Origin of the sequence: Cytobacillus sp. FSL H8-0458, assembly GCF_038002165.1 — a bacterium.
GTDB lineage: Bacteria > Bacillota > Bacilli > Bacillales > Cytobacillaceae > Cytobacillus.
In genome coordinates, this window is the sequence record NZ_JBBOBR010000001.1 from 713,194 (window position 1) to 725,461 (window position 12,268).

General features: G+C 41.8%; 10 protein-coding genes. 8 read left to right on the forward strand and 2 right to left on the reverse strand.

All coding sequences use genetic code 11. The features are described from left to right. The first annotated feature begins 110 nt into the window (after positions 1–110). Complete coding sequence (locus NYE23_RS03645) at positions 111–2,273, forward strand: DNA topoisomerase III (RefSeq protein ID WP_341075532.1); 2,163 nt, start codon at positions 111–113, stop codon at positions 2,271–2,273. Positions 2,274–2,407: 134 nt separating this feature from the next. Then, positions 2,408–2,833: a transcriptional regulator MntR gene (mntR, locus tag NYE23_RS03650; protein WP_095244609.1), complete on the forward strand. Its 426-nt coding sequence runs from the start codon at positions 2,408–2,410 to the stop codon at positions 2,831–2,833. Between the two features lie 45 nt (positions 2,834–2,878). Here the strand turns inward: mntR and NYE23_RS03655 are convergent, their stop codons facing one another. Continuing rightward, entirely contained in the window at positions 2,879–3,097 is a 219-nt protein-coding gene (locus tag NYE23_RS03655; protein WP_341075535.1) for a DUF3892 domain-containing protein, read from the reverse strand. 144 nt (positions 3,098–3,241) lie between these two features. On the opposite strand from NYE23_RS03655, the gene NYE23_RS03660 reads away from it, so the two are divergent. Together NYE23_RS03660 and NYE23_RS03665 are read left to right on the forward strand one after the other, a co-directional pair. After that, complete coding sequence (locus tag NYE23_RS03660; RefSeq protein WP_341075537.1) at positions 3,242–3,934, forward strand: class I SAM-dependent methyltransferase; 693 nt, start codon at positions 3,242–3,244, stop codon at positions 3,932–3,934. Between the two features lie 7 nt (positions 3,935–3,941). Further along, the gene (locus NYE23_RS03665) at positions 3,942–4,634 is read left to right on the forward strand and encodes an AIM24 family protein (protein WP_341075539.1); all 693 of its coding nucleotides are present in this window, start codon (positions 3,942–3,944) and stop codon (positions 4,632–4,634) included. 148 nt (positions 4,635–4,782) lie between these two features. Here the strand turns inward: NYE23_RS03665 and metA are convergent, their stop codons facing one another. Then, positions 4,783–5,691 carry a homoserine O-acetyltransferase MetA gene (gene metA / locus NYE23_RS03670; RefSeq protein WP_341075540.1) on the reverse strand — a complete coding sequence of 303 codons (909 nt, stop codon included), beginning with the start codon at positions 5,689–5,691 and terminating at the stop codon, positions 4,783–4,785. Positions 5,692–5,871: 180 nt separating this feature from the next. On the opposite strand from metA, the gene NYE23_RS03675 reads away from it, so the two are divergent. The 4 genes from NYE23_RS03675 (at position 5,872) to NYE23_RS03690 (ending at position 12,260) form a co-directional block, all read left to right on the forward strand. Further along, a complete protein-coding gene (locus NYE23_RS03675) occupies positions 5,872–7,560 on the forward strand; it encodes a formate--tetrahydrofolate ligase (RefSeq protein ID WP_341075541.1) in 1,689 nt (562 codons plus the stop codon). Between the two features lie 11 nt (positions 7,561–7,571). Next, on the forward strand, positions 7,572–8,102 hold the full coding sequence (locus NYE23_RS03680; RefSeq protein ID WP_341075543.1) for a hypothetical protein: 531 nt from the start codon (positions 7,572–7,574) through the stop codon (positions 8,100–8,102). Positions 8,103–8,329: 227 nt separating this feature from the next. Continuing rightward, positions 8,330–11,395, forward strand: coding sequence for a GNAT family N-acetyltransferase (locus tag NYE23_RS03685; protein ID WP_341075544.1), 3,066 nt, complete (start codon positions 8,330–8,332; stop codon positions 11,393–11,395). Between the two features lie 10 nt (positions 11,396–11,405). Beyond that, positions 11,406–12,260, forward strand: a complete 855-nt coding sequence (locus NYE23_RS03690; protein ID WP_341075546.1) for an amidohydrolase family protein — start codon at positions 11,406–11,408, stop codon at positions 12,258–12,260. Positions 12,261–12,268: the final 8 nt, after the last annotated feature.

Sequence of the window (12,268 nt, forward strand, 5' to 3'; positions counted from 1 at the left end):
GTTTTAAAAATTTCAGAACTATAAAGGTATTTTAACTCCTTTTGCTAAATTTTTAGGTTAATATTAAAATAGATGTCTATATTTTGTTTTACAACAAAGGGAGCTAAAGTATGAAACTGATAATCGCGGAAAAGCCCGATCAGGGTATGACGCTGGCTTCTATTTTTAAAATGAAGAAACACCAGGGATATATTGAGATCTTTCCAAATGATATATTCCCCCAGGGGGCTTATGTTACCTGGGCTATAGGTCACCTATGCCAGCTGTCTGCCCCTGAAAAATACAAAAAGGACTGGAAAAAATGGTCATTGGACACATTGCCGATCATTCCGGAGCAATTTCAATATGAAGTGACAAAGGATAAAGCAAAGCAATTTAATATAATCAAACAGCTTGCTTCTAATCCTGATTTAACAGAAATTATCCATGCGGGCGATGCAGGGAGAGAAGGAGAGCTTATCATCCGGAACATTCTAAGGCTTACCGGATCAAAAGTGCCTATGAAAAGGCTCTGGATCTCTTCTTTGACTCCAAAGGCCATAAAGGATGGGTTCCTTGCCCTGCTGGATGAAAGTGACACAAGGAATTTATATTATGAAGCCTATACGAGAGCATGTGCCGACTGGGTCGTTGGGATGAATGCTTCGCGTTTATACAGTCTTCTCCTGCAGCAGAAAGGTTTCTCCGATGTTTTTTCAGTAGGAAGGGTTCAGACCCCAACTCTTGCTTTAATTGTAAAGAGAGAACAGGAAATTCAGAATTTTGTTTCCGAACCTTTCTGGGAGGTAAATGCACAGTTTAAAGTGGACGGGAAAAAATATACCGGCAAGTGGGAAAAAGATGGTGAGACGAGAATTAAGACCAAAGAGCTTGCCGAAAAGATTGCGGCATTTTGCAGAGATAAAGAGGCACAGGTAGAAGATGTGCAGGCTGAAAAAAAAGAATTTCTGCCGCCGATGCTTTATAATCTTTCGGCATTGCAGGCGGAAGCCAACCGCAGGTTCAAGTTCCCGCCTAAAAAAACACTTGATGTACTGCAGAAGCTTTACCAAAAAGGAATCGTATCATATCCCCGTTCAGACTCCAGACATGTAACAGAAGGAGAAGCGGAAATGTTTCCGGAAATCCTCAGAAAAATGGAAGTAAAAGAGGAGTATAAGGAATTTTTCCCTCTGCCTATAAGCTCCATATTGCAGAATAAACGGTATGTGAATGACAAAAAGGTAACTGATCACTATGCCATCATTCCGACGGAACAGGTGCCGGATCTGGGAAGGTTATCTTTGGATGAAAAAATTCTCTATGATCTGATCGTGAGGAGCTTAATAGCTGCACATTATGGAAAAGCTGTATCAGAATATACAACTATAAAAACCCTTGTTGATGGAAGAGCATTGTTCCTGTCCAAGGGAAAAGTACAGCTTGAAGAGGGCTGGAGAAAAGTGATTCCGCAGCAAGAGAAGGAAAAGGAACCGATTCTGCCTTTATTGCAGGGAGGCGACCAGGGAACAGTGTTAAAGGCCGATGTAAAAGAAAGCAAAACCCAGCCTCCCAAAAGGTATACCGAAGGCCAGCTGATTACACTAATGAAATCGGCCGGGAAGCAAATAGAGGATAAGGAACTCGAGAAGGTTCTGATGAAAACAGAAGGCCTGGGAACGGAAGCTACAAGAGCGGGAATCATTACCATGCTGAAGGAGCGCAAATACATTGATATTAAGAAGAATCTTGTATACGCAAATTCAAAAGCAAAAATCCTCATTGAAGCGATAGGAACAGAGATACTTGCTTCCCCTGAAATGACTGCCAAATGGGAACAGCGGCTGAAGGACATTTCAGATGGGCAGGCATCCCCAAAACAATTCATGGAGCAGACCAATAAAATGGTTGGCCATTTGATTTCTGCCTCCATTGAACATGCAGGAAAGTGGACATTTTCTGAAGAAGACAAAGAGGGATTCATTCCTGGGAAATTCAAACAAAAAAGGTCAGCCAATTTGGGCAAGTGCATGCTGTGTGATGGTAAAGTTGTTGACAAAGGAAGCTTTTATGGCTGCTCCAATTATAATAAAACCAAATGCACTTTCACTATTTCCAAAAGTATTATGGGCAAGACAATTACTCAAAAACTGCTCAAACAGCTTTTAAAGGATGGAGAAACAGAATTAGTCGAAGGATTTGCAAGCAAAGGAAAAGATAAAACATTTTCAGCTAAATTATCCTGGGAACGGCAGGAAAACAGAGTCAAGTTTCTCTTCCCGCAAAAGGCCTGAATATGCCTGATGCAGTATATTTCCTTGTCTCCATTTTCCAACTGTAGTAAAATCGTTAAAGTCTAATATTAATTTATGAAAGATATAAAGTGAACATGCGCTCTGCGCTTTTCTAATTGGCAGGAGGTTGCGTAATGCCAACACCAAGTATGGAAGATTACATTGAACAAATATATTTGTTAATTGAAGACAAAGGATATGCAAGGGTTTCTGATATTGCCGAAGCTCTTTCTGTGCATCCATCTTCAGTGACAAAAATGGTTCAAAAGCTTGATAAAGATGAGTATCTTGTTTATGAAAAATACCGGGGGCTTATTTTAACGCCAAAAGGGAAAAAAATCGGCAAGAGGCTAGTATATCGGCATGAACTCTTAGAACAGCTTCTCCGTATCATTGGAGTCAAAGAAGAAAACATTTATGAAGATGTGGAAGGCATCGAACATCACCTGAGCTGGGATGCCATCGACCGGGTTGGCGACCTGGTTCAATTTTTTGAAGAGGATGACAGCCGCATCGGAGTGCTGAGGGAAATTCAGCGTAAAAATGAAGAAGAACAGTAAAAACCTGACTGCTATGAGTCAGGTTTTTTCATGTAGCGGCAATAATTAATAGAGGCTTGGAAAATCATCAAAAGATGACGCATCTGAAGGATTCAGGTGCATAGAGCCGTCTTCGTTTTCATAAATATGGATACCCTCAATTACACCTTCTTCAGTCTCCATTAGTGCTTTGCGATAAGAAATAATCCGTCCTCCGGAAGTCTGGAATGAAATTATTTCACCACTATTGTTACGGTAGACTGCTGTCAGCTGCTCGCCGTTCATACATAACTCTCCTTATTCATTTTCTATCAATATTGTTGACGTTTTTAACATTTTATAATCAGAGGTATTTTTGAGAATCTTAGCGAATTTAAAATATTGGAACCTTTTTTATTGAACAATCGTATTCATAAACGGAGGGATAAAATGAGTACTTTTAATTGGTCTGCAGAAGCAGAGAAGCTTTGGGATAATAATTCGGAATCATGGAATGCAAAGAGCAGGGCAATGTGGGAGGAAGGAAGCCGAAAGGATATCATCTCTTTCTTCGAAAAGCATGTCAAAAAAGGATCTGATGTTTGTGATCTTGGGTGCGGGGATGGTTACGGTTCCTACAAGCTTGCGTTGGCTGGCTATAGAGTTACTGGGATTGACGTCTCAGAAGAAATGATACATAAAGCTGAAAAATTAAACGCTGAAACTGATGCGGTGTTTAAGAAAGAAGACATTTCGAATCTTTCCCTTGAGGAAAATGCGCTTGATGCGGTTCTAGCCATAAATTCACTGGAATGGACAGAGAGCCCGCTGGATGTATTAAAAGAAATTCGGCGAACTGTTAAGCCGGGCGGAAGGGCGTGTATAGGCATTCTAGGTCCAACAGCTGCACCCCGGGCTCACAGCTACCGCAGGCTCTATAAGGAAAAAGTTATCTGCAATACCATGATGCCGTGGGAATTTGAAAAGCTTGCAAATGAAAATGGATGGTTGAAGATTGATGAACTGGGTGTTTATAAAAAAGCATCAGAGCAGCTTTCAAAAGGCTCGCTGACTGATGAGCTAAAGCAATCATTATCTTTTATGTGGGTCTTTATGCTTGAAAATAGGGGATTGAAAGGATGAAAAGAGAATGAGCAGATATTCAATTGAAGAGTTTGTAAACCAGACGAAACAGCAGGATAAAGGTGAAGGGCTGTTTGAACTGGAAACATCAAGGATGCTCGAAATTAACTTAACCAGCCAGATTTGGGCTAAAGCAGGCGGGATGGTTTCCTACCGCGGCCAGATAAAGTTTGAGCGAGAAGGCATTCTCGAGCATGGGTTAGGAAAAATGTTCAAAAAGGCACTCACTGGAGAAGGCCCAGCTTTAATGAAAGCTACAGGCAACGGAAAGCTATACCTTGCAGACCAGGGAAAAAAGATTTCAATCCTGAATCTTGATGAGGATTCCATCTTTGTAAATGGGAATGATCTCCTCGCATTCGAGCCTTCCATCAGCTGGGATATTAAATTAATGAAGAGGATGGCAGGCATGCTTGCAGGCGGCTTGTTCAATGTCCGTTTAGAAGGGACGGGAATGGTGGCTATTACTTCTCACTATGAGCCCCTGACACTTTTGGTTACTCCTGATAATCCCGTATATACCGATCCCAATGCGACAGTTGCATGGTCAGGGTCACTGCAGCCGGAATTCGTAACAGATATCTCTTTTAAAACGTTTCTTGGAAGAGGGAGCGGAGAGTCGATCCAAATGAAGTTCTCAGGAAGCGGCTTTGTAGTGGTTCAGCCATTCGAAGAAGTGTATTATGCCCAGCAATCATAATGAACAGCGGAAGTGCTTTGCTTACCAGGCGCTTGACACTATACGAAATTTTGTATAAAGAAAAAGCCGGTTTTTGAGGGGGAACCCTGAAAAAAACCGGCTTTGCATGCTTTTAGCTGCATATTAAGTTATTCCGCTCACTGCATTATCAATCCCACTCGAAAGGAGTCTCCTGGTATACATAGTAGTTCAGCCAGTTGGAAAACATTAAATGGGCATGTGACCGCCATATATTATGGGGTCTTTTGCTCGGATCATCATTCGGAAAATAGTGTTTTGGCAAGGGAACCTGAAGACCTCTGCTTCTGTCTCTTGCGTATTCTTCTGCGAGTGTGCCTGCTTCATATTCGAGATGGCCAGTTACCATGATTTGTCTGCCGCCGTTCGCGCTCATGATGAAAGGACCCGCCTCCTCAGAAGAAGACAGAAGCTTAACTTCCCGGTGATTCAGCAGCTGTTCTTTATAAACATCGGTATTACGTGAATGCGGAGCATAATAGATATCGTCAAAGCCCCTCAGCAATTTTTCGCTTCTGTCATGAACTTCATGAAGATAAACACCCGAGCATTTCTCAGGAAGCTCATATTTTCCGATCCCAAAGTGATAGAATAACGCTGCCTGTGCTCCCCAGCATATATGCAGGGTGGAGGTAACATTTGTTTTTGTCCACTCCATGATTACGGTTAGCTCCTCCCAATAGTCAACCTCTTTAAAGTCAAAAAGCTCTACAGGAGCGCCAGTTATAATCATCCCGTCAAACTTTCTTTTTTGAACCTGCTCAAACGTAGTATAGAATTGTTCGAGATGCAAGGGACTGGTATTTTTTGATTGATGAGTGGCAGTTTTTAAAAATGAGATGTTTACCTGTAATGGCGTATTTCCAAGAAGTCTTAAAAGATGGGCTTCCGTTTTTTCTTTCTCAGGCATCAAATTCAGGATAAGAATATTTAATGGGCGAATATCCTGCTGTTTGGCACGGTCCTCATCCATGATAAATATATTTTCTTCCTCTAAGATCTCCCTGGCAGGAAGCAGCTTAGGAATTTTTATCGGCAAGTGATCATCTCCCTGTACAAAAATTCAATTAAACTTATTATAAAGACGATTCAAAATTGTATCAATGCTTTACTGTGTGAAAATGCGAAAATATCAAAAGTAATTGGCAATATTTCTTATCAGTGATGGTACAATATAGCTGTAAGGAACCTATACATATTGGATTCTGGGGGGATAAAAATGAATGTGAAACCGATCGTGAAATCAGACATTGAAATTGCTCAGGCATCAGAAATGAAGCCCATTATGGAAATAGCTGAAAAACTAGGGCTCATTGAGGATGATCTGGAGCTATTCGGCAAGTATAAAGCAAAATTATCCGCAGCAGCATTAAAAAAATTAAGTACGAATGACAGCGGTAAAATAATTCTTGTCACTTCCATTAATCCAACACCTGCTGGAGAAGGGAAGTCCACAGTAACAGTAGGACTGGCAGATGCTTTTAACAGACTTGGCAAAAAGGCTATGGTCGCAATGCGTGAACCTTCCCTGGGTCCGACAATGGGAATTAAAGGCGGGGCAACAGGCGGGGGATATTCACAGGTTCTGCCGATGGAAGATATCAATCTGCATTTTACCGGCGATCTTCATGCAATTACAACAGCCAATAATGCCTTGGCTGCCCTGATTGATAATCACCTCCAGCAGGGAAATCTGTTAAATATCGACCAGAGAAGAATTGTCTGGAAGCGTGCTCTGGATTTGAACGACCGTGCATTAAGAAAAATCGTAATTGGACTGGGAGGGCCTTTGCAAGGTGTTCCAAGGGAGGATGGCTTTGATATTACTGTGGCTTCAGAAATTATGGCCGTTTTATGCCTTGCATCTGATCTGCAGAACCTGAAGGAAAGACTGGGGAAAATGGTTATAGCCTACAATTATGATAAACAGCCCGTAACAGTGAGCGATCTTGGAGTGGAAGGCGCTCTTACCCTGCTTCTTAAAGAAGCAGTCAAACCTAATCTGGTCCAGACTATAGAACATACACCGGCATTGGTTCATGGCGGCCCGTTTGCCAATATTGCTCATGGCTGCAACAGTGTGATTGCAACTTCCGCAGCATCCAAGCTCGCTGATTATGTAGTGACAGAAGCCGGTTTTGGTGCAGATCTTGGCGCTGAAAAGTTCCTGAATATTAAAGCCAGAAACGAAGGCATTGACCCTGAAGCAGTAGTTATTGTAGCTACAATCCGTGCTTTAAAAATGCATGGAGGCTTGTCAAAGGCTGAATTGGGCATAGAAGATACTGAAGCACTCACTAGAGGCTTTGCAAATTTAAAAAAGCATGTTGAAACAGTTGAAAGCTTCGGGCTTCCGTATGTAGTGGCCATTAACCGGTTTATTTCCGATAGCGAGAATGAAATTGCGACCCTTACAGATCTTTGCAGTGAGGAAGGTATGCCGGTAGCCCTGACAGAGGTTTGGGAAAAAGGCGGGCAGGGTGGAATTGAGCTGGCAGAGAAGCTGCTGGAAATTTTGGATCAAAACGCAGCGAGTTTCAATCATCTGTATGATTTATCACTGCCTCTTGAAGAAAAAATTCTAACAGTGGCCCAGAAGGTTTATGGCGCAGATAATGTTGAATACTCAACAAAAGCAAAAAAGCAGATAAAAGACTTTGAAAGCTTTGGCTGGGGGGTCCTTCCGGTTTGTATGGCTAAAACACAATATTCTTTATCTGATGACCCCTCAAAACTTGGAAGGCCATCAGATTTTACCATTACAATACGTGAGCTGAAGCCATCCATTGGTGCAGGATTCATTGCAGCACTCACAGGTGATGTGATGACTATGCCCGGCTTGCCTAAAGCCCCTTCAGCTATGAACATGGATGTAGATGAAGATGGAAATGCAGTGGGCCTATTTTAAGGGGGATTACCATGTTTGATCCAACGGCCTTTGAAAATATGAAGGTTGTAATGGAAGGCGGATTTTATGACCGGGATCTGGGCGGAGAAATAAGAATAATTGACCGGAATGATATTATAAACTCAGCGAAAATGTGCCGCAGATATGACATTACTTTCACAGATCATGCTGAAGATGTGACGGAAATTCACTGTACCTTTACAATGGAAGCAGGACTTGATAATCTTGCAGCTGAGCTATTGCCTCAACGGAAATCTGAAATGCTGGCCGGATGCCGGATTTTGGTGAATTTTAAAATTAAACACGAGCAGGATCACCAAAAAATGCAGGAAATCCGGGAAGTCCTGGAGCAAATATGGGGGAGCGGACGGAATATCGGACAAACTGTGAAATACAGCCCTGAAAATAGGCAGGAGCTGGCCGAAATCGAAACTATCATCTCCTTTAACCGCCTGGTCCAGGAAGAGCAGATAGATGACCTGAATGAAATGATTACTTATATGACAGCTTCTATGGGTGCTTTGAGAAAAATTTACTTGTAGCACCTGCTCGCCTTGCTATTGAAAGCAAGGCGTTTTTTTGTGATATTTTTTACGGAATATTCAAAATCATGTTTACAATTAATCGCTCTGATAATACGATTAAGAAAGAATGGAAAAACATTCCGAATACTAAAAATAGGAGGAGAGGCAAATGATTAAGGAAATCTTTGCGCAAAAAGAATTGGAGAAGGGTAGACAATGCGTAACCTAGTCAGGAGGACAAAGGAATGATTCAAGGTACAGACAAATTAATCATTGCAGAGTATCATGAGGGCTTTGCTGCAGGAATCGCAAAAATGTGGAACCTGAGCAGAGACAGCTGGGGCGGAGATACCAGTGTAATGACGGAAGAGCAAGTGAAAACGAAGGAAGCGAATAACGGCAATATTATTTTATACTTAGCCCTTGATGGGGAAGAAGTAGTAGGCTATTGCGGGCTTAAAGAGGATACGGGATCCCTGTATATCCCTCTTTTAAATGTAAGGCCGGATTACCATGGGCAAAAAATCGGAAAGATGCTGGTGCTAAAAGCACTGAAAAAGACTATAGAATTGGGATGGCCGCGTCTTGACTTATATACATGGCCAGGAAACGTGAAAGCTGTCCCGCTTTACAAAAAATGCGGCTTCTTCTGGGAAGACAGAGATGATACAACCCATTTAATGAATTTCATTCCCGCTGTTCACCAGACACAGCTTTTAAAGCCTGTCCTGGAAAAGTTTGATTGGTATAACAGCAGCCTGAGAGATATCGAAGTGAAGCCGGATGGAATCAAAGAAAATGGATTTACATTTTACGAGTATAAATGGCGAAGCGGGGAAGTGTCTGCAAGAGTAAGATTTGAAAGAACCGGCAGAGGAATCAGTTTAATAGAAACAAATGAATATCTTATAGAACTGTGCAAGGGCCATCATGAAGTAATTGAAAATGAGGTTCAAAACTTTCAGCTCAAACTTGTAAATAAAACCGGAAATCCTGTTTCGTTTAAGGCTCAAGGGAAAAATCAGGGAAGAGTCGAATCAATGTTCGAGCACGATTTGACAGTCGAAAGCGACGCTGTTATTAGCGGGCAATTCATTGTACATGAAGGTGAAGAGCCCAGTGTCTGGAAAACTCATCCTTCACTGGATGTAAAGGTTTGGGTAAATGGTGAGGAATGTGAACTGCGCCTTGGATTTCTTCCAAAGCAGCCAGCCAAAATAACAGCCGCTTCTAAAGGAAATCTCCGGTTTTTGAATCAGGAAGCAGAACTGGAAATGGAAGTAGAAAACAACCTGGAGGAAGACGCAGTATTTCACCTTTCTTTTCCTGAAAGTGATCTGGTTGAATTAGAAAAGAGGGAGTATCGGATACAGCTCCACAAAAAAGAACGTCAGCTGCTGAAGGTGCCTTTTACCGTGAAAGAACATGGGTTTTATCAGCCGGAAATGTCGATATCGGCATTTAAGAAGAATGGGGAAGAACTCTCTTTTATCTGCAGCCCTGTTGGCATTCCCCTTAAAAGCTTCGGTGAGAAATTCGGGGGAGAGTCAACGGATTACTGGCATATCTGCAATGGGATCTGCCAGGTGAACATCCGGAAAATGGATTATAAGATAACAGCCGGCAGGAACGAAAGTGTTAACCAGCCGTTCGCGTTTTTTGTACCTAAGCTTGGCAAGCCATATTCCACTGAATTTTCAAAGGCAAAGCCTCTGGCAGCAGAATGGTTTACAGGTGATACGGCCATCACCTTCAAATTGGTTTTCAAGTCTGAAGCTTTTCCGGGAATTCTTGTAACCTTGTATACCTCCCTTTATGGTGAAGGCCTTGTGAAAATTTGGTCTGAACTGACAAATGAAGGGAATAAAAAATACGAAAACCTGTATTTAAGCCAGCCGTTATATCATGAAATGCAGCATCCATATTTTCCGCTGGAGAATGAAGTGATAGAGTTTTCTGATGTAAAAGAATTGGGGTTCATGGAAATACCAGGTGAAAGCATAACCGAAAATTGGTTTTTTGCCAATCATAATGGAGATCCGATTGGATTCTGCTGGCCAAAAAGTGCGAAGTCCAATCCTGATGGGTGGCAATTTTATTATCAGCAGGAGACTGGATGTCTTGAACCGGGAGATCGGGCGGTATTAGCTCCTGGTTATTTATCCATTGGAGCCTTCCGTACTTGGGAGGAACTGCAGCAATTTGCAGGTGTGACGGCTGAACCTGGAAAAATGGTAAAGAATGAAAAAGCGCTAATTATCAATGGGGGTAATCCAGTTGCAAAGGAACAGGAAACAGCAGAGTTTACTCTTAAAGCCTATCGTTCAAGTTACCTTAACGGCACTATGGAAATTTATTTAAATGAGGATAAAAAACTATCCGCAAATTTCGGCCAGCAACAGGAACTAAAGGTATTTAAAGCGAATTTCCCTATTGAAGGCATGAAACCCTTATCACTTGTGAAAGCCGAGATGACACTTGACAGTGGTAAGACGTATGTAAAAGACCTTCTGCTGATGCCCAGGGGGGAAATCCGTATATTAACTGAAGAGCAGAGCGGCAAGACTGTATATACATTGGATAACGGCATTATTAGCTTAAAAGCAGCACCGGATTTTTATCCTGGATTATTCTCATTATCGTATAAAGAAAATGAATGGCTGGATTCTTCTTTTCCTGAACCGGTTGCCAAGGGGTGGTGGAATCCGTGGGCTGGCGGCATGAAAACTGTTCCATCCCAAATGAGTGTGTTTTCGCTATTGAAGGAGAAATCTTCTGCTGAATTTATCAATGTTAAAGATTCGTATGAAAACGAATGGTCTGTATTGGCCATTCATACGAAAGTTGTCCATCACTCCGTCTGGAAAGGACTTGAATATACACAGTATTACGCGTTATTGCCGGGAGTGCCGATCCTTGCCCATTGGGTAAAAGTGACCGATGCAGGAGGAAAGTATCTGTTTAATGAAAAGTGGATCACAGATATCTTTTTATCCGGAGGCTCATTAAAGGATCTTACTCTTACACTAAATGACAAAGGTGCTGAATCAGCCTATCAGGCCGGAGTTGAGGAACAATCCTTTGTTAATATTGATGGATCACGTATCAGCAGCTCCCGCTCTCCTGAAAAAATGTATGTAATGAAAAGTAATGATACTGAATTCCTGGGAGCATATATGAATAAAGAAGCCTTCGAAGTTATTTCAGAAAGGAAGGCAGGCCCATTAGCAAAACCGGGCTTTATCGCATTTGATGAAAGAAGCTTCGAGGGCAAAATGCTTAATAAACTGCGTTATCTGGAATTCCGCTAAAGGAGATATTATGAAAGTCATAGATGCACATATCCATTTTTCTGATATTAAATCATTTCATCATACTGCCGATAAACTCTCATTTGTAGATTATTCATATAATGGGCACCAAAAGGAGTTCCAAAATGCCAATGTAGTCCTGAGCATCGCAATGGGACTTACAGAAACAGATAACATGGGCTTTCCGGATTATGAATCAAGAACACCCATGGGTATAGACCTGGAAGACAAGGTGCCGGCTAATATTGTTTACTGTGCCGGCATCAATCCATATGATCTCAATGAAGGGGCTTTAGAAAGACTCGAAGAAGACCTGCAGAAGCCTGCTGTTGTGGGCATTAAGATTTACCTGGGGTATTATCCTTTCTACGCCTATGATGAAGTATATGAACCTGTGTATGCACTCGCTGAAAAATATGGAGTTCCTGTTGTATTTCATACAGGGGATACATATTCGGAAAGGGGATTGCTTAAGTATTCTCATCCCCTGTCTATTGATGAGGTTGCTGTTAAACACCGGAATATCAATTTCATAATGGCTCATTTTGGAGATCCGTGGACACTGACCGGAGCTGAAATCATATACAAGAATCAGAATGTCTATGCCGATCTTTCAGGCATTATTGTTGGAACAGAAGAAGAATTGAAGAAGCGCAGTGATGGTCGATTTCTGGACCATCTGAGGCATGCTTTAGTGTTTGCAGATTCTTACGATAAATTGCTTTTTGGAACCGATTGGCCGCTTGCGCCTGTAGGTCCTTATATTGAATTTATAAAAGAGTTCATACCTGAAGAGTTTCATGAGGATGTTTTTTACAATACCGCTATAAAGGTTTTTCCTAAAATCAAGCCTTTTCTGCCATAGAAACTGCG